Raw genomic sequence first — 17,271 nt, 5'->3', positions numbered from 1 at the left:
GGGCTTTTCTTATTCGGTTCATTCCTTTTCTAAAACAATGGATTTAGCTTGGTCATAAACCTTATGTAAAGGAATGTTATGCTTGTCTGCTAATTGTTTGCAATCTTCGTATTCAGGGGAGATTTGAACTATTTCATCCTTGTAAATTCCTATTTTTACAGAAACCGTTCCCCATTCTGTTTTAGCATTATAAAAGTTCCTTCCCATTCGGTGACAGGCAATTGGATAAAATCTAAAACCAAAACTTGATGTTTCATGGAAAATGATACTCTCAATTTTCTCCTGTATTTCTTTACTCGTTAAAATGGACAGCTTATACGCAGGGCGATTTTTCTTCATGAAAATCGGTGTGTAAAAAACATCATTTGCCCCCGCTTTTAATAACTTCTCCATCGTAAACCCCAATGTTTCTCCGGTACAATCATCGAGATTTACTTCAATCATTAACATCTCAAAATCTACATGTTCAACTGAGTGGTCGTAAGTTTCGGAGTTTTTTTCAAGGAATAGAGCCGTTTTTTGTGTGTTAAAGCTTCCATATGAATGACAATCAAAGGTTAGTGAGGAAGCAGAATGTACACCTACTTTCTTAATAAATTGTAATGCCTGTAGAGAAAAATGGTACTCTGATAATTCTCCCTTAAATAGTTGCCAAGGGATATTTTTAAATAGTGAACTAGTTTCTGGAGTGAGTAGCATGCTCTTCGTTACTTCTATAGGATCGGCAAGCTGAATCTCCATACCAAGTTCCTGGACCATCCATAAACCGAACAAAAAGAAAGCATCCTCATCTTCAAAATTGCTGGAACTATTGGAATGGAACTTTTTAAAGAAGGGACCAAAAAATGATCCCTCGGAGAATGATAGAGAAGATGTGGAATAAGTTCCGATCTTTTCTGTTTTTTCATATAAAAAATAGCCAGCATTGTTTTTACCAAGCTGGGAATTAAGGTCTGTGATTTTTTCTTGGACGAAAGAAAACTGACACAAAGCTTCACAAAAGCTTTTCATAGTTATGCCATTATTACAAATCATGACTAGTCTCATGTTTCACTCCATTCCAATTAATAAATTCGGATTTATTCTTATAATCTCTCTAAATGAGGTTAAGACTCTTAGACACATTACCTCGCAAATAAAATTAGCTTTCCAGTCGAAGAAGTACAACGGTGAGTTTTCTTAGAAAAGTCCTTCTCCTCCAACCTTTGCTCTCCGATTGCTTTTGCTTCTGCTTCAGTTGCCGCCTCAAAGCTTTCATCCAATAACTTTTCCCCACTTTTATCAAAAACTGTTAAATAGTAATTTCCCATAATAGTTGACCCCTTTCTATATTAGATGCCTGGTCCCCGGCACTTTAATGGAGGGATAGCGCTTCTTTAATATCTTCTTAATACACAGTCAATTTTCCTGCAAAAAGATGAAACAATTCTGTTTGTGAGTCGTATAATTAGTGTGAATAAAGGAGGACGACTGAAATGGCATTACATATTAATAAGGTGACGAAGAAGTTTGGTAGTTTTACAGCTGTGGATGATCTATCTTTAAAGATACCAGAACAAGAAATCTTTGGATTTTTAGGGGCTAATGGGGCAGGGAAAACAACGACATTTCGAATGGCGCTTGGCCTTTTAAATCCTACAAAAGGGAGTATTACATGGAAGGAGAAGCCGATTACTTACGATCTGAGTGATGAAATTGGCTATCTTCCTGAAGAACGTGGGCTTTATCCGAAGCTAAAAGTGCAGGAACAGCTTATATACTTAGGTCGACTAAAGGGTATGAAGAAACAAAACGTTATTGCGGAAATGACTAACTGGTTAGAGCGCTTCAAAATTCCTGAATACGCTAATAAAAAGGTTGAGGAACTATCCAAAGGGAATCAACAAAAAATACAGTTCATTGCGTCTGTGATTCACCAGCCACGACTGCTTATCCTAGATGAACCATTTAGTGGGCTAGATCCTATTAATGTTGAATTAGTAAAAAAAGCAGTGATTGATCTAAAAGACAATGGCACGTCAATTATATTTTCAAGTCACCGAATGGAACATGTTGAAGAACTTTGTAATCATTTGTGTATCATCCATCATGGAAAACCCGTTGTACATGGTTCACTACGTGACATCAAGCGCTCCTTTGGTAAGAAAAATGTTAGTATTCAAGGAGACTTTGATCTTCAATACCTGGAAAACATTAACGGTATTACAAAGTCAAAACGAACGATGGAAGGAATTGAGCTTCAAGTTGAAAATGAGGAAGTGTCTCAAGTTATTTTTCAGGAGCTTCATCAAAAAGGATTTGTTCGTAAGTTTGAACTTGAAGAGCCGTCTCTACATGATATTTTTATAGAAAAAGTGGGTGAATCCTATGAATAAATTTTGGATCATTATCGGACACACATACTTGAATAAAATAAAAACCAAATCGTTTATTATTACGACAGCAATTACTCTGCTTTTTATCTTCGGTATAACAAATATGAATACAATTATTGATTTTTTCAATAAAGAGGATGAAGTGAAGAGAGTAGTCGTAATTGATGAAACGGACTCACTCTACCCTGCATTCGCCGAAAATATTAAAGCGATCGATACGAAAATTAAGATTGAGGGATCCGAGTTATCGGAGGGGGGGCTTGATCAACAAGTGGTAGAAGAAAAGATTGACGGTTATATGATTCTATCACTGGATGAAAATCAGCTACCTATTGGTACATATAAATCGATGGCATTGACAAACAATGAAACATCATTACAGCTAGAGCAAGCTCTGCAACAAACAAAAATTGCGGTGGGGACCACTCAATTGGGAATAGATCAACAAGCATTAACACAGCTTTTTGCTCCAGTTGAACTTAATAAGATTGCCTTAGAAGAAGATGCAAAAACAGAAGAAGAATTAAACCAGGCAAGAGGATTGGTTTATGTTTTACTGTTTGTCATCTATTTTTCAGTCATTTTATATGCAAGTATGATTGCAATGGAAGTAGCGACTGAAAAGTCATCAAGAGTCATGGAGATTTTGATTTCAAGTGTTTCACCTGTTAAACAAATGTTTGCTAAATTACTAGGAATTGGATTATTAAGTTTAACTCAACTAGGACTCATCTTAGGGCTAGGGTATGGATCGATGCAGGCTAATATGAATCGAATGGAAGCGATGGGTGGCAGCTTTTTCGGTTTCTCAGAAGTACCTACTGCGACATTTGTCTATGCAGGAGTGTTTTTCATTTTAGGTTATTTCTTATTTGCAACGTTAGCGGCCTTTTTAGGATCACTCGTTAGTCGAATAGAAGACGTTCAACAATTAATTTCACCAATGACGCTCATGATTGTTGCAGCCTTTTTAATTGCCATGTTTGGCCTAGGAAACCCTGAGGCACCTTTCATCACAGTTACGTCATACTTTCCATTTTTCACACCAATGATTATGTTTCTAAGAGTAGGAATGCTAAACGTGCCATTTTGGGAAATCGGCTTATCGATCCTATTGCTTCTCGCCACAATAGTCGCACTCGCAATCTTCGGAGCCCGGGTATATAAAGGTGGTGTCCTTATGTATGGAAAAACATCTTCATTTAAGGACTTGAAAAAAGCACTGCAGCTAACAAAGAAAGATTAAGGTTCTAATTAAACAATAGAACACAAAGAGAGTCGTGCAACTTGCCGACTCTCTTTGTGTTGATGAAATGGACAAGTCGGAAGGGGATGCAGAACTTTGAATTTGAGGATGCATCAGCCAACTCTCAATTTCACTCAGAACGTGCATTCGTATTTCAGCCGTGATAAAATAAAAGTAGCTTATTTAACAAGGAAGGAACCTATGAAACCATTAAAATTCATTCATGCTGCTGACTTGCATATAGATAGTCCATTTGTTGGATTGAAGCATTTACCCGGACCTCTTTTTGATCGAATTCGTGAAAGTACGTTTGTTGCTTTTAAAAAATTAATTGATTGTGCAATTGAAGAAAAAGTTGATTTTGTTTTACTTGTTGGTGACTTGTATGACGGAGAGGAAAGAAGTCTTAAGGCCCAATTAAAGCTAAAAAATGAGTTTCAACGTTTGCATGCTGTTGGAATCCCTGTTTATATTATCCATGGAAATCATGATCATATGAGTGGAAAATGGATTGACCTCGATTGGTCAAGTAATGTTCATATTTTTTCTAGTGAAGAAGTCGAAACAAAACTGTTCTTTAAAGATGAAGTACATACCGCAAGTCTATACGGGTATAGTTATCCGACTCGAGCTGTTCATGAGAGAATAATCAGTAATTTCAAGAAACAACAAACAGAAGAGAAAGTATATCACATAGGGCTATTGCATGGTTCTATAGAAGGAAATCATGAACACGATACATACTGTCCGTTTAAACTCACTGAGTTAGTAGAGAAGGATTTCGATTACTGGGCGTTAGGGCATATTCATAAGCGTCAGAACCTTCAAGAACAAGAGCCTATGATCGTATACCCTGGCAATCTTCAAGGAAGACATAGAAAAGAAAATGGTGAAAAGGGTTTTTACATTACACGTATAAATGAGAACAAAACCTCACTTGAATTTATCTCTGCTTCGGACGTGATTTGGGAAGAAGTCGAAATTAAAATAGATGAAATGAAAGACTTCTCTCAGTTTATCAAAGAATGTGAGTTAAAATTAGCGCATCTTCGTAAAGAAAAGCAAGGGACCTTGCTCACCATTATCGTAAAAGGTGTTGGCCCTGTGGCAGAACACATTCAAAATGAACAAGCGGTCTTAGATCTAATTGAACGATTAAACGAATCAGAGGACCTAAATGAGAACTTTGTCTGGACAGCGTCATTGAAAAATTACTCAAATCGAGAGCTAACAGAGCAGGAATTGAGTACATCTTTTTTCAAGGATTTAAAAAATACAGTAGAAGAGTTTCACGATTATAGCCGTGCGCTTGAACCATTAACACAACACTCACTTTATCGGAGATATATTCAGGCTTTTACGGAAGAAGAAAAAAAAGATATGTTGAAAGACGCGGAGTTACTGCTCTTTTATGGGCTTCTTTATCATCAAGAAAAGTGAGGTGAAGCTTGGGTGAGAATTCAGGAGCTGACCATCTATGGCTATGGGAAATTTGAAAACAAAACGATTTCTTTTGCAGGTTCGTTTCAAGTTATATATGGAGAAAATGAAGCAGGAAAATCAACAATCATGTCCTTTATTCATAGTATTTTTTTCGGTTTTCCGACGAAACAACAAGGGGTTAATCGCTACGAACCTAAAGCAGGAACAAAATATGGAGGCAATATAGTAGTTCATACAAAAGAGCATGGAAGATTAAAGATTGAAAGACTGCCAGGAAAAGCTGTCGGAGATGTTACCGTTTTTATGGAGGATGGAACAGCACGCGATGAACTTTTTTTAAACAAGCTCTTAGAAGGACTGGATAAAAACACCTACCAATCAATTTTTTCATTTAATATCCATGGTCTCCAAGACATAAAGAAATTGAGTGGAGATCAGATCGGAAAGTTCATGTTTTTTTCGAGTATGTATGGCTCGGATGCTCTTTATCAAATGGAAAATAAGCTTACGAAAGAGCAAGATTTGCTTTTTAAACCAAACGGAAAAAAACCAATATTAAATGAGGCACTAACTCAGCTAAAAGAAAAAAATGAACAGGTGATAGAGGCAAAGCAGAAGATTAGCTCGTACCAACAACTTTTGCACTCAAAAGACACCATTGAACAAAAGATTGAAGAAATAGAATCAAAGAAAAACACCCTAGTAAAAAAAATAAAGCAATCTGAAAAATTAGAAATTATTCTTCCGTTACTTCGTGAAAAAGAGTGGGGTATTCAACAATTAAACACTCTTTCTGATTCATCCGATTTTCCAGAGAACGGGTTAAGTAAGTTAGAACAACTATCAACCTCTCTTCAGCCACTAAATGCCCAACTGCATTCTTATCAAGTAAAGAGGCAACAGCTTGAGGAAAAGGATCTTGAACTAAAAGTTAGAGAGGAAGTCATCAACTCTAGTGAAGAAATTCTTTTCTTGAAAGAAAATCTTCAAATGTATCGTGAAAGAAAGGAAAAGAGAAATGACCGAGCACAAAAAATAGCATCAATTCAACAAGAAATAAATCTTTGCAAACAACGTTTACTACCGCATCTAACTGAATCTGAAATTACACATATTCATGCAACTCTTCCTTTAAAGGAAGAGTTAAGAACACAAGTTTCTCACTATCAACAGCTGAAGCAAAAAAGACAACTATTGGACGATCAATTTTTGCGCACAAAGGAAGCACTTGAAGAAAGTGAATGGAAGGCGAACGAGCTTAAGGGGAAATTACTTACAGAAGTGGAGCGTCTTCAATTAGAAAAAGAAGAACAAAATGCAGGTACTTCAATTAATCTTGATCAACTTCAAGAAGAAGAACAGCAGCTATCAAATGAAATTGAGCATAGAAAAGCTGTTAATTTCCAACATCGGAAATCTCGTCTTATGATGCTAAGCTTGATTGCGCTAATTTTTGTGACTGGGATGGGGTGGTCACTAGTTGAACAGCTATGGCCGCTATCAGGAATCCTTTTAATAACACTAGGGTTTGTGCTTTTTCAAGTTAAAGTTGCTCTTAAACAAGATGAGCCACTTATTGAACATCTACAAAAACGGAAAATATCTTTACAAGCTAAAATGAGCCAAGCAAGAGGGGAATCGATGTCTGTTTCTCATCAATCCGAATTAAAGGCAAGACGCTGGAAAGACGATCAACTAAAGCAAAGCTATGAACTTGAAACCATGCAAATCAGCCAGAATGGAAGAGCCTATGATCGAGTATTGAAGCTTTTTGAAGAGTGGGAGCAGCAGAATTTTAATGTCGTGGGTAAGATTGAAAAAGTTGCAGAGAAATTAAATTTTCAAAGGGGCTTATCACCTGAAGCAATTTTAGAAGGACTGGACTTATTACTTCAATTACAAAATCTACTACTTATTAAACAACAATTACATCAAGAGATCGAACAGATAACAACTGACTTAAGGATTCTTGAGGATAAAACATCTACCCTTGCAGTCCTGTTCAATTTGAGAGAAGTAACTGTTGAAGAAGTTGTCTTAACTGCAACTAAAACCCTTGAGAAGGAGCAAGAGAAACAAGCGAGAAAAATACAGTATGAAGAGCGCTTAAGCGAGCTGAATGAGGAAATTGTGCTCTTAGAAGATAAGATTAGCTTTTTTCAAAAAGAGAGAGTGTGGTTGTTTCAAAAAGCAAGAACCAACAATGAAGAAGAATTCCTATATAGAGCAAAAGCTTATCAGGAGAGCGAAGAAATAAAGAAACAACTAAATTGGATTGAAAAAAAGTTGAAAGTAGAATCTGGCTTTAAGATTGATGAAAAATTCCTCAATGATGACATGTTTCTGGAAACAGAACGAAAAGAGTTAGAAAAAGAACTTGAAGGATTAAGAATAGAAGAAAAGGATTTGCAAAAGCAATCTTCCACGGTATCTGTTCAGCTATCCGAACTAGCACAATCAGGAACGTACTCACAACTGCGTCATTCATATGAACAGAATCGTTCAGAAGTAAAAGAAGTAGCAAAGAAATGGGCTGTGCTAGCAATTGCAAAAGATCTTCTTTTAAAAACAATTGAGTTTCATCGAGAGGTTCGGCTACCACAACTTTTAAGAAAAGCGGAGCAATATTTTGAACGGCTTACTTCCGGACAGTATTTAAGCCTCTATTTACCAGAACACGGTCAAACCTTTATCGTTGAACGAAAAGATGGACTGCGCTTTTTTGCAGAAGAATTAAGTCAAGCAACAGCAGAACAACTATACGTTGCCATTCGGTTTGCGTTATCTCACGCGATTACACAATCAGAAAACAAGCTACCAATTATCATTGATGATAGCTTCGTCAATTTTGACCAAACGAGAACAATAAAAATACTGTCACTCCTTCGCGAGATGTCAGCGGATCAACAGATTATCTTCTTTACATGTCACAAGCATTATCTCTCTAGTTTTTCTGCAGAATCGGTGATTTTTTTAGAAAATAAAGACGTAGATGAACAGACTACTTAGTTGGTTATCTAATTGGATTTTTAAAGGAGGGTGCGGTAGAATAGACAAAGTTATAAAGGGCAGGCTTGAAAGGAAGCTAGTGGATGAAAAGGGAACGGAAAAGGAAAAAGGAAGTCGGAACACCGTTATTTTTATTAAGCTTTAATTTGTTTATTGTCATGGTAGGAATTGGTTTAGTTATACCCATTTTACCTTTTTACATTGAACGTTTTGGAGCCGACGCTTCAGTGCTTGGATTCTTAGTTGCTATTTTTGCGTTTATGCAATTTATATTTGCGCCAATTTGGGGCAGGATGTCTGATCGAGTTGGTCGTAAACCACTCATTACTTTAGGTCTGTTTGGCTTCGCTGCGGCTGAGTTTGTATTTGGTTTTGCTACCGATTTGTGGATGCTCTTTTTATCTAGAATTCTTGCAGGTGTTTTTGGTGCAGCGATTATGCCAACTGCAATGGCGTATGTTTCGGATGTAACGACACCAGAGAACCGTGGACAAGGAATGGGAATTCTAGGAGCTGCCATGGGGCTTGGAATTGTAGTAGGCCCAGGAATTGGTGGGTGGCTAGCTGAATATGATTTATCCTATCCATTTATCTTTGCTGGTGGTGCCGCGTTAATTGCTGCTCTTGTTTCCATTTTTGTTCTACCTGAATCATTAACAGAAGAAGCGAAGCAGGAAACGCTTAACAGAAATGAGAAGCGTGAAAATCAATTTGTATTAATGAAAAAGGCCTTAGCTAGTCCAGTTGGTTTTTTACTCATCTTGGTATTTTTAATGAGCTTTGGACTAGCAAATTTTCAGGCGATTTTCAGTTACTATTCACTCGAAAAGTTTGGATACAGTCCGCAGCAAGTGGGACTTATCATTTTATTAACTGGTCTAATTGGTACTCTTGCTCAAGGGTTATTAGTTGGAAGGCTTGTCAAGAGATTTGGAGATGAGAAAGTTGTAACTGGAGCGTTTTTCTTAAGTGCAACTGGATTTCTAATTATGCTTTTGGCTAACTCGTTTGCAACGGTTCTTCTAACAACAGCGATTTTCTTTTTGGGGAATTCCTTATTAAGACCATCGCTTAACACCTTTATATCCAAGCTAGCAGGTAGCCAGCAAGGAATGGTGATGGGGATGAATAATTCGTTTTTAAGTCTTGGCAACGTAGCTGGACCAATTTTGGCTGGATACTTTTTTGAGTTTAATATTCATTTACCTTATTTGTTCGGAGCACTCGTCATGTTCGTTGGGTTGCTTTCAACGAGAGTGTGGATTACTAAACGTAAAACGCAAGAAGCTGTATAATTGTAGTGGAATTTCTACTTCAATCCTAATATTTAGGTGATTATGCTATACTAGATACTAAAAAAGCGGGAGGGCAACGGTTATGGCGAAAGGAATACTTCATTATGAAGTTGGGGAACAAGTCGATATTCACTTACTAGTTAAGTCCTCGACTAAAGGAATTGCTAGTAACGGTAAGGCATTTTTAACGTTATTTTTACAAGATCAATCAGGTGAAATTGAAGCAAAGCTGTGGGATGTGAACCAAGGTGATGAAACGATTTATGGTGCGCAAAACATCGTAAAAATCTTTGGTGATATCCATCATTACCGAGGGAGAAATCAGCTTAAGATTCGTAACATTCGTCCTGCAAATAAGGAAGAAGAAGTTAATATCTCGGACTTTCTAGAAACAGCTCCATTAGACAAAGAAGAGATGAACGATAAAATTACTCAGTATATTTTTGAAATGAAAAATCCCAATATCCAGCGAATTACTCGTCATCTTCTAAAGAAACATGGTGCTGAGTTTATGGAATATCCAGCAGCTACAAGAAATCATCATGAATTTGTATCTGGATTAGCTTACCATGTCGTATCCATGCTTGATTTAGCTAAAGCAATTGCAAGTCTCTATCCTAGCTTGGACACAGATCTTCTTTATTCAGGTGTCATTTTACATGATCTTGGGAAAGTTATTGAATTATCAGGACCAATCAGTACGACCTATACAGTCGAAGGGAACTTGATTGGACATATCTCGATTATGGTAAATGAAATTGCTAAAGCAGCAGAACATTTACATATTGAGGGTGAAGAAGTTGTCATCCTTCAGCATCTTGTTTTAAGTCACCATGGGAAAGCTGAGTGGGGGAGTCCAAAACCCCCAATGATTAAAGAAGCTGAAATTCTCCATTATATTGATAATTTAGATGCAAAAATGAATATGCTCGATCGTGCTCTAGAACGCGTAAAACCTGGGGAATTTTCAGAGCGAATCTTTGCTCTTGAAAATCGTAATTTCTATAAACCTCTTTTTCTGAAGTAAATTGGAATAGATGACAAGCTCCTTGCATATAGTTGCTTTAAACAGGCTTGTCAGCTGCTTTGCAGCCTGAGGAGCGACTATAAGGGGGAAACGAAGTTGATCTTGCTACCTTGGTGGGTCTATTTATGTATTATTGGTATTATTTATAGTGGGTATATGGCATTTCAGACAGCAAGACAGGATCGTGTAGTAGACGAGGAATTCATCGAAAATGAAGGAAGAATCTTCATTGAACGCATTGAAAAAGAGCGTGAAAAACGAGACAAAGAAAAACAATTAAAAGTGATTAGTGTTGATGAAAATCTAGATGAAGATGACACGCAAAAAGATAAGACAGCTGTATAAAAAAACGGTGGTTACTCATAAAAAATGAGTGACCACCGCTTTTTTTATATGGGAAATTACTAAATTTTTGAACTGTAGATAGCGTTTCTACACCTAGCTCCAGTGCTTTTGTTATTACTTTGCTTCTACTTCTGCTTCTTCTTGTTTAAATAAGTCTTTTAACTTTTCATCATTTACTTTAACATCTGCATCTTTAATTGCTTTGTCTAATGCTTTTTGGATGGCATCAGGTTGTTGAGTTTTTTGCAGACGAACTTCTTCTGTTAGTTTTTCTTTCATCTCTTCATAAGGTTTTACAGTTTCGGTTACTTTGATGATATGGAAGCCAAACTCAGATTTTACAGGTTCGCTTACTTCACCTTCTTTTAGTTTGAATGCAGTTTCTTCAAATTCTTTGACCATTCGTCCTTCACCAAACCAGCCTAAGTCACCGCCGTTTTGTGCAGAACCATCTTGAGAGTACTCTGCTGCAAGTGCTTCAAACTTTTCTCCAGCTTTAAGCTTGTCCTGTACTTCTTTTGCTGTTGCTTCATCTTGAACCAGGATATGGCTAGCACGAATTTGACCTTCGAGCGTGTCGTAATATTCTTTAACTTCCGCATCGGTTACTTTGACTTCTTTTTCAGCTGCTTTCTTTCTAAGAAGATCAACTTTAACCATAGAGTTCACAACTTCTTCACCTTGTTGTTCAATCATTGCATCTAGTTGTTCACCGTATTGACTTCTTAAGTTCTCAACTTCTTTTTCTAACTCTTCATCTGAAACTTTATATTCTTGGCTAAGCACTTTATCATGAACTAGTTCAGTTAAAACGTCTTGTCCAAATCGAATCTTCATCGCTTCGTAAAATTCATCCTTTGTAATATCCCCTGCTTTTGTTTCAGCTACTATTTCAGAGTCACCGCCATCATTTGTACATGCGCCAAGCGCTAAAATACTTGTCGCTGCTGCGACTGCAATTGCGAATTTTTTCATTTCTAAATACAACTCCTACTATTTTTTTCGTTATCGATACTAAAAATATTTGCAATGTAGATATCAATTTAGACATCTTTTCATAACAAGTACTATACCACATTGTGCCATGAACTAAAAACTTTTTCAACAGCCGAAAGCCGCATGAATTATGGGAAATTGTTAAATGGGGTGCGTAGAAAGTAAGGAGAGTTAAGAATTAGTAAAGTAAATTGAACGAGTTAAAAGAATCGTGAAAGCATCACAATTTAAGTTCATTTCTTTTAGATGAAAACATCGATTATTTTTAATAAACTGGGCGAACGTCCAACCAAAACAGTATCAGTCTAAATAGAATAAAGGGAAACACATAAGGGAGGTTAATGATTATGGGTGGAGGATACTCGAACAGTTTTGCATTACTAGTTGTTTTGTTCATATTGCTAATCATTATTGGAGCTTCTTATATTTCTTAAGAAGTAGCTGAAAAACTTTGTAAAGTACACATCTTGCGTGATAGGAGCCTATTCGCTTTAGGTCAATCATGCATAGTATAAAGTATCTTCTGGCTAAAGGAGGTGTCATCATGGGCGGTTCATACGGTGGAGGATTTGCGTTAATCGTTGTCTTGTTCATCTTGTTAATCATTGTTGGCGCTGCGTGGTTATAAAATAAAAAGCGAAAGCGACTTGGTAGACCCGACAAGCATAAGGCGCTTATAAATAGAAGGCGTTCTTTGCCTTCAATTTATAAGTGACTTATGACCTCGAGGGGCTAGGCGCTGGAGCTGGATTCAGAAACGCACGCTTATTCTTTAAGTTTATATCAATTCTAAATGTTTAAAAAAACATAGCTGACAGTTTAACTGTCAGCTATGAATCTGTTAAGCTATAGATCGATGGGATTAAGTAAATAAGATTTCTATGTATGACGAAATTAATAAGATAGTAATTAAAACATTAATGGTGCGAAACACCTTTGTCTGTCGTTCTTCAGGAATCTCACGAACTAAACATAATGTGTTTGTAAGCTTGTTTATGTAAAACAAGATAAAGACGGCAAACAAAATAAAAAACGTGATCATCTGAGATCCCCCTTCCCTCACTCATACATATTACATTACCAAATTTTTTATGAAAAAGATAGCGAAGAACATTGGAAAAAGCATCCTCACGGGATGCTTTTGTGGACAAGTATCTCAAATCCATCTTCAAATTCTTCAATATAGGAGGTTTTTGGAGCTTGGAGGATCAGTTTTGCAAAAATAAGATCAGGTACACACATTCCAATGTGATAGGCTATCAATATACAAAAATAATGGATATAGGGTAAAAATGACGTTCCAGCTATTACTAATAGTGGAGTTATGAATAGTAAAGGGAAGAGCAATGAACAAAGCATCGACGATTTCTTGATACTATAACAAGCCTTAATTTGTAGGGATGGAATAAAGGTTAGATATTTCACTCGGAAGTTCACGCGGTTTCCACTTAGTATAAGAGGAAGAACGTGAAATAATTTATGAATTGGAATAAGTGTGACTAAGACAAGTATAAAAAAGAAAAATTGGCCTTCTTTAAATTCAACTTGTGGGTATACAAAATGAATAGGCAAATAAATGATGATAAATGTAATAATCATTGTTAGCATGGAAAAAATGTAGATTCGATGAAGGCCAAAATCTTTTGAAAGATTTATGGTTTTCCAACAGTTCATCAGTTCACCACCCAAATCTCAGGATACTTCTATGTTTTAAACACTCCCATACTTTACGACGATCAGAACCAAAAATCAATATGTAAAAAGGAAATAATAATGCTACATCAAAAAAAAATTTCATTTACAAGGTTTTTAGTCAGTTTACTTTCAGAAACAGACTAAATCATATAAAATAGTTTTCAATGGCTAAAAAAGAATAAAGATAGGAGGAGCGGCGCATGAATACGATCGAAGAGAGATTGCAAAGGCTGGAATATTATCAATCCTTATTGGTTGAAATAATTGATTCGACTCAACACTCGTTCACGTTACTAGTCATCAAAAGTCAATTATCAAAAGAGGAAGTTAAGGAAATTCATCAGTTATGTAGAGCTCTTAGTGAGCAGCATGAAGAACAAAAAGCGCAAGGGCTTGTCATCTTTACAGACCTCCTCACGCTTTTTGCAGGACAGTTAAATTCTAAAGTAAATGTATCTCAAACCATTAAAGCTCTACATAATCAAAATTTATATAAGCCATTAATGCAGGCCTTTTTAAAATATCTATAAGGTACTAAAAGCTAAGATTACTTTGCAGGAGTACCTTCTTCTTGTGTAAGCTCTTTTTTTCTTAAGCTTCCATCTTCTTCTTGAAACTCTTCTTCAATATTGTTGAATGACCTTTCAAAAATCTCCATAAAGTCATCACCGTAAATATTTCGAATAATCGACATCATCTCAATAATTTCCGGGAATTTTCCGTAAAGGTTTTGTAGAGGAAGCGCCCCTTTTAGTACAGAATTACGAGTTGGGTCAAAGTCTTCTAACAATTTTAGCAGAATTTCTTCGCCTTTGTCAGTAAGCTTAATGTAAGTGTTGCGCTTGTCATTAAGCTTCTTAGAAAACTCTAAATAGCCGCGCTCTTCTAATTTTTTGGAAAAGTTAAAAGCCGTTGATACATGCATTACACCAAACTTAGCGATCTCAGAAATAGAGGCACCCTTTAAATGATAAGCAATCCATAAAATATGGTGTTCATTGATATTCAAGTCGTAAGGCTTTATCCACTGCTGCCAATCTTTCTCAATTGACTTCCAAAGCGCTTTACTAAGCTGGGCCACTCGTTGACTAAAAAGTAGAGCTTCTTTTATCGTATAATCGTTTTCATTATGTTTCATCCACAGTCACCTACTTCTCTCAAATACTATTATTTCTATTATGCCAATAAAGTAAAGATTAATAAAGATATAAATTTACGAAATTTTAAAATAATTTACTTGAAGCCTTGTTTTCTACCATTTAAAATAGAAAAAAGTGCGATGAGGTTAAAGATTCATCGCACTTTTTATGAATTTGTTTTTGCTATTTAAATATTCTATTTTTCTTCTAACGCTTGCTCAAGCTGTTTAATCTTTAACTCAATTTCTTCAATCTCTTTTTGTAAATCATTTTTATGCGGTTCAATTTCCATTTGCCATTGTTTAATTGAGTTTTGTAAGTCAGCAGAAACTTCTTTAATAACCCCAGCGCTTTCTTTAGCAGTCTGTACAACTTGATCTTTTAAAGAAACGCCTTCGCTTTTTAACTGATTAACTGTTTCTTCTAACCTTTGGCGATTAAAACGAATTTGTCCGCGTAGATCCCTACCAGAAGATGGTGCACTAAGCAAAGTTGCCATGCTCCCAACTAAACCACCAACAAGCAACCCGTACATAAGAGATTTATTATTCGACATGATCATCACTCCATAATAGAATAGTTTAATTACTTAAAATTCCTTTTAATTCGTATTCCCTTTTGGCTCCTAATTAAACACTATACATAGCATATCAAAAAATCGCATACATTTGAACAAAGGGGGGAGGAGCTTGTCAGGGGTGATATTTCTATTTTTTGTTATTAGTTTATTGTTATTCATTGGAACGTTTCATTATTTAAAGCTTATTGGGCAATCGGCAGCCTATCCGCCTAAAAAGGTATTAAAACAAAAGGCAACTGTGCTAGGCACAGGGGGAGCCATTTCGCTATTATTAGGAAGTTTGCTTTATTTTTTTCAGTGACAAAAAAAACCCGATCGAATAGGATCGGGTCATTTGTGTTTTAGATTATGATTGCACACTCACAATGTTGGAGCGTTTTAGTATTGACTGAACAATTGGATAAAGGATGACCATCGCAACCGTATTCAGTACTGTTGCAGGTATTACGACTGCTAAGAACAGGGCAGTGAATCCAGCTCCACCAGGAAGTCCAACAATTAATAAAGCAGCGGTAAGGAAAATAACACCTGAGATAACGGTACCCACAGCGGTGAGAACTGCTGCTGACACTGTATTCTGTGCGAATTTTTTTACTGCTAAAAACAATAGGTAAAAAATAAACGCAGTTAAAATTTTGTCGATAATGTTTGGAAGCTGTCCTGCAGGAAATTGTGTAGTTAACGCGGAAAGTACTCCAGTTAATACACCCAGTAGTGATACATATTTAATGCTTGGAAAAAGGATGATACCAAGGAACATCATTAACAGCATCATATCCGGTTTCATTCCGTTAAAAAATCCTGGGATAGCAGCATGTAATGCAACCCCCATTGCGACAAATAAAGATAGTGTAACTAAAATTCTCGTATTCATTTCTCATCTCTCCTCTACTAATCTCTTCATTTTATTCTCCCCAATCGTGAGCTAGGTTCCGATTGCGGAAGAACTTAAGATTCATTATAACAAGTTTTAAACCAAATTTAAAGGATAAGTTTTCAGTTAATTCTGCTTCCTAAAAGCTGTCATAAATTTGGCAAGTGCCTCACACGCTTCTAAAGGCACGGCATTATAAGTAGAAGCACGACATCCACCAATTGAGCGATGACCTGCAAGACCCACGAAATGCTGTTCCGCAGACTGTTGCAAAAATTTCTTCGTTAATTCTTCATCTGGCAGTGTGTAAGTGATGTTCATAAGAGAACGACTGTTTTTCTCCGCATGTGGTGTATAAAATCCGTCGCTCTCGTCGATTGCTGAGTAAATAAGGTTTGCTTTTTCTTCATTGTTTTGCTGAATAATGTTTAGTCCACCTTGTTCCACTGCCCATTCTAAAACAAGAGAAAGCATGTATATCGAAAAGGTTGGTGGTGTATGGTAAAGAGAATTGTTTTTAATATGTGTTTCATAGTTTAACAGTGTAGGAATGTTTGAGCTTGTTGTTGCAAGGAGTTCTTTTTTTACTATGACGACTGTCACACCTGAAGGACCAAGATTCTTCTGAGCACCTGCATAGATTAATGAGAACTTCTCTATGTTGAGCGGCTTACTTAATATATCACTAGACATATCAGCGATTAATGGAATAGAACTATCCGGATATTCATGCCATTGTGTTCCATAAATTGTATTGTTCGACGTAATATGCATATACGCTCCGTCATCTTGCCCATCCTCAAACGAGGCAATCTGCGGAATATGGGAATAATTGTTACTTTTACTTGATGCTAAAACGTTGGTTTTACCAAATAGCTTTGCCTCAGCTAAAGCCTTTTCTGACCAAGAACCTGACAGCACAAAGTGAGCCGTTTTTTGGTTAACAAGAAAATTCATCGGGATCATCGTAAATTGAAGACTTGCCCCACCTTGCAAAAATAAAATCTCATGAGTATCTGGAATAGCGAGCAATTCAGTAAGCAGGCTTTTTGCATGATTATGAACTCGTTCATATTCTTTACTTCGGTGACTTAATTCCATAATGGACATACCAGTATTCTGGAAATTTACTAACTCTTTTTGAGCACGTTCAAGAACGGATAAAGGGATAGCAGCAGGCCCAGCATTAAAATTGAAAGTTCGATTCATCGTATTCCTCCTAGTTTGACGCTTTAAATAGATAAAAT

At 36.4% G+C, this 17,271-nt stretch carries 20 protein-coding genes; 11 read left to right on the top strand and 9 right to left on the bottom strand.

Going from position 1 to position 17,271, the window contains the following annotated elements; genetic code table 11:
* Positions 1-18 precede the first annotated feature (18 nt).
* Positions 19-1,047 carry a nickel pincer cofactor biosynthesis protein LarC2 gene (gene larC2 / locus ACFFIX_RS11555; protein WP_378934019.1) on the bottom strand — a complete coding sequence of 343 codons (1,029 nt, stop codon included), beginning with the start codon at positions 1,045-1,047 and terminating at the stop codon, positions 19-21.
* Positions 1,048-1,124: 77 nt separating this feature from the next.
* Positions 1,125-1,310 carry a YhzD family protein gene (locus ACFFIX_RS11550; RefSeq protein WP_378934017.1) on the bottom strand — a complete coding sequence of 62 codons (186 nt, stop codon included), beginning with the start codon at positions 1,308-1,310 and terminating at the stop codon, positions 1,125-1,127.
* Between the two features lie 165 nt (positions 1,311-1,475).
* Here ACFFIX_RS11550 and ACFFIX_RS11545 point away from each other — a divergent pair, with 165 nt between their 5' ends.
* From ACFFIX_RS11545 to ACFFIX_RS11515, 7 genes are all read left to right on the top strand, one after another.
* Positions 1,476-2,375, top strand: a complete 900-nt coding sequence (locus ACFFIX_RS11545) for an ABC transporter ATP-binding protein (RefSeq protein ID WP_378934015.1) — start codon at positions 1,476-1,478, stop codon at positions 2,373-2,375.
* Positions 2,368-3,621, top strand: a complete 1,254-nt coding sequence (locus tag ACFFIX_RS11540; protein WP_378934013.1) for an ABC transporter permease — start codon at positions 2,368-2,370, stop codon at positions 3,619-3,621. Before ACFFIX_RS11545 ends, ACFFIX_RS11540 begins: the two co-directional genes overlap by 8 nt.
* A 201-nt stretch (positions 3,622-3,822) precedes the next feature.
* On the top strand, positions 3,823-5,061 hold the full coding sequence (locus ACFFIX_RS11535) for a metallophosphoesterase family protein (RefSeq protein ID WP_378934011.1): 1,239 nt from the start codon (positions 3,823-3,825) through the stop codon (positions 5,059-5,061).
* A 12-nt stretch (positions 5,062-5,073) separates the two neighbouring features.
* Positions 5,074-8,073, top strand: a complete 3,000-nt coding sequence (locus ACFFIX_RS11530) for an ATP-binding protein (protein ID WP_378934009.1) — start codon at positions 5,074-5,076, stop codon at positions 8,071-8,073.
* 83 nt (positions 8,074-8,156) lie between these two features.
* On the top strand, positions 8,157-9,368 hold the full coding sequence (locus tag ACFFIX_RS11525) for an MFS transporter (protein ID WP_378934007.1): 1,212 nt from the start codon (positions 8,157-8,159) through the stop codon (positions 9,366-9,368).
* A gap of 82 nt (positions 9,369-9,450) precedes the next feature.
* Positions 9,451-10,395: a 3'-5' exoribonuclease YhaM gene (gene yhaM, locus ACFFIX_RS11520; RefSeq protein WP_378934005.1), complete on the top strand. Its 945-nt coding sequence runs from the start codon at positions 9,451-9,453 to the stop codon at positions 10,393-10,395.
* A gap of 96 nt (positions 10,396-10,491) precedes the next feature.
* A complete protein-coding gene (locus tag ACFFIX_RS11515) occupies positions 10,492-10,740 on the top strand; it encodes a sporulation YhaL family protein (protein WP_378934004.1) in 249 nt (82 codons plus the stop codon).
* Positions 10,741-10,854: 114 nt separating this feature from the next.
* On the opposite strand, the gene ACFFIX_RS11510 is transcribed toward ACFFIX_RS11515, so the two are convergent.
* Positions 10,855-11,715: a peptidylprolyl isomerase gene (locus ACFFIX_RS11510; RefSeq protein ID WP_378934002.1), complete on the bottom strand. Its 861-nt coding sequence runs from the start codon at positions 11,713-11,715 to the stop codon at positions 10,855-10,857.
* A 368-nt stretch (positions 11,716-12,083) separates the two neighbouring features.
* On the opposite strand from ACFFIX_RS11510, the gene ACFFIX_RS11505 reads away from it, so the two are divergent.
* Complete coding sequence (locus tag ACFFIX_RS11505) at positions 12,084-12,170, top strand: YjcZ family sporulation protein (protein ID WP_378934266.1); 87 nt, start codon at positions 12,084-12,086, stop codon at positions 12,168-12,170.
* Between the two features lie 110 nt (positions 12,171-12,280).
* Positions 12,281-12,364, top strand: coding sequence for a YjcZ family sporulation protein (locus tag ACFFIX_RS11500; RefSeq protein ID WP_035406457.1), 84 nt, complete (start codon positions 12,281-12,283; stop codon positions 12,362-12,364).
* 234 nt (positions 12,365-12,598) lie between these two features.
* On the opposite strand, the gene ACFFIX_RS11495 is transcribed toward ACFFIX_RS11500, so the two are convergent.
* On the bottom strand, positions 12,599-12,778 hold the full coding sequence (locus tag ACFFIX_RS11495) for a hypothetical protein (protein WP_378934000.1): 180 nt from the start codon (positions 12,776-12,778) through the stop codon (positions 12,599-12,601).
* Between the two features lie 86 nt (positions 12,779-12,864).
* Positions 12,865-13,410 (bottom strand): DUF3267 domain-containing protein, encoded by a 546-nt coding sequence (locus tag ACFFIX_RS11490; RefSeq protein WP_378933998.1) that lies wholly within the window; start codon positions 13,408-13,410, stop codon positions 12,865-12,867.
* 221 nt (positions 13,411-13,631) lie between these two features.
* Here ACFFIX_RS11490 and ACFFIX_RS11485 point away from each other — a divergent pair, with 221 nt between their 5' ends.
* The gene (locus tag ACFFIX_RS11485; RefSeq protein ID WP_378933996.1) at positions 13,632-13,961 is read left to right on the top strand and encodes a DUF1878 family protein; all 330 of its coding nucleotides are present in this window, start codon (positions 13,632-13,634) and stop codon (positions 13,959-13,961) included.
* A 17-nt stretch (positions 13,962-13,978) separates the two neighbouring features.
* On the opposite strand, the gene ACFFIX_RS11480 is transcribed toward ACFFIX_RS11485, so the two are convergent.
* Both ACFFIX_RS11480 and ACFFIX_RS11475 read right to left on the bottom strand, forming a co-directional pair.
* A complete protein-coding gene (locus ACFFIX_RS11480; RefSeq protein ID WP_378933994.1) occupies positions 13,979-14,569 on the bottom strand; it encodes an HTH-type transcriptional regulator Hpr in 591 nt (196 codons plus the stop codon).
* 197 nt (positions 14,570-14,766) lie between these two features.
* Entirely contained in the window at positions 14,767-15,126 is a 360-nt protein-coding gene (locus tag ACFFIX_RS11475) for a YtxH domain-containing protein (protein WP_378933992.1), read from the bottom strand.
* Positions 15,127-15,268: 142 nt separating this feature from the next.
* Between ACFFIX_RS11475 and yhzF the strand changes: the two genes are divergently transcribed.
* The gene (yhzF, locus tag ACFFIX_RS11470) at positions 15,269-15,451 is read left to right on the top strand and encodes a membrane protein YhzF (RefSeq protein ID WP_512700168.1); all 183 of its coding nucleotides are present in this window, start codon (positions 15,269-15,271) and stop codon (positions 15,449-15,451) included.
* Positions 15,452-15,496: 45 nt separating this feature from the next.
* Here yhzF and ACFFIX_RS11465 read toward each other — a convergent pair whose 3' ends face one another.
* Together ACFFIX_RS11465 and serC are read right to left on the bottom strand one after the other, a co-directional pair.
* A complete protein-coding gene (locus tag ACFFIX_RS11465) occupies positions 15,497-16,024 on the bottom strand; it encodes a tryptophan transporter (protein ID WP_378933988.1) in 528 nt (175 codons plus the stop codon).
* Positions 16,025-16,150: 126 nt separating this feature from the next.
* Complete coding sequence (gene serC / locus ACFFIX_RS11460) at positions 16,151-17,233, bottom strand: 3-phosphoserine/phosphohydroxythreonine transaminase (protein ID WP_378933986.1); 1,083 nt, start codon at positions 17,231-17,233, stop codon at positions 16,151-16,153.
* Positions 17,234-17,271 lie beyond the last annotated feature (38 nt).

The sequence above is a fragment of the Metabacillus herbersteinensis genome, from assembly GCF_042433335.1.
Classification (GTDB): domain Bacteria; phylum Bacillota; class Bacilli; order Bacillales; family Bacillaceae; genus Metabacillus; species Metabacillus herbersteinensis.
This window is presented reverse-complemented; position numbering and strand designations above follow the sequence as displayed.

Coding starts and splice junctions, on each gene's coding strand:
- larC2 (WP_378934019.1), bottom strand. CDS start 1,047: ATGAGACTAGTCATGATTTGTAATAATGGCATAACTATGAAAAGCTTT.
- ACFFIX_RS11550 (WP_378934017.1), bottom strand. CDS start 1,310: ATGGGAAATTACTATTTAACAGTTTTTGATAAAAGTGGGGAAAAGTTA.
- ACFFIX_RS11545 (WP_378934015.1), top strand. CDS start 1,476: ATGGCATTACATATTAATAAGGTGACGAAGAAGTTTGGTAGTTTTACA.
- ACFFIX_RS11540 (WP_378934013.1), top strand. CDS start 2,368: ATGAATAAATTTTGGATCATTATCGGACACACATACTTGAATAAAATA.
- ACFFIX_RS11535 (WP_378934011.1), top strand. CDS start 3,823: ATGAAACCATTAAAATTCATTCATGCTGCTGACTTGCATATAGATAGT.
- ACFFIX_RS11525 (WP_378934007.1), top strand. CDS start 8,157: ATGAAAAGGGAACGGAAAAGGAAAAAGGAAGTCGGAACACCGTTATTT.
- yhaM (WP_378934005.1), top strand. CDS start 9,451: ATGGCGAAAGGAATACTTCATTATGAAGTTGGGGAACAAGTCGATATT.
- ACFFIX_RS11510 (WP_378934002.1), bottom strand. CDS start 11,715: ATGAAAAAATTCGCAATTGCAGTCGCAGCAGCGACAAGTATTTTAGCG.
- ACFFIX_RS11505 (WP_378934266.1), top strand. CDS start 12,084: ATGGGTGGAGGATACTCGAACAGTTTTGCATTACTAGTTGTTTTGTTC.
- ACFFIX_RS11500 (WP_035406457.1), top strand. CDS start 12,281: ATGGGCGGTTCATACGGTGGAGGATTTGCGTTAATCGTTGTCTTGTTC.
- ACFFIX_RS11495 (WP_378934000.1), bottom strand. CDS start 12,778: ATGATCACGTTTTTTATTTTGTTTGCCGTCTTTATCTTGTTTTACATA.
- ACFFIX_RS11490 (WP_378933998.1), bottom strand. CDS start 13,410: ATGAACTGTTGGAAAACCATAAATCTTTCAAAAGATTTTGGCCTTCAT.
- ACFFIX_RS11485 (WP_378933996.1), top strand. CDS start 13,632: ATGAATACGATCGAAGAGAGATTGCAAAGGCTGGAATATTATCAATCC.
- ACFFIX_RS11480 (WP_378933994.1), bottom strand. CDS start 14,569: ATGAAACATAATGAAAACGATTATACGATAAAAGAAGCTCTACTTTTT.
- ACFFIX_RS11475 (WP_378933992.1), bottom strand. CDS start 15,126: ATGTCGAATAATAAATCTCTTATGTACGGGTTGCTTGTTGGTGGTTTA.
- ACFFIX_RS11465 (WP_378933988.1), bottom strand. CDS start 16,024: ATGAATACGAGAATTTTAGTTACACTATCTTTATTTGTCGCAATGGGG.
- serC (WP_378933986.1), bottom strand. CDS start 17,233: ATGAATCGAACTTTCAATTTTAATGCTGGGCCTGCTGCTATCCCTTTA.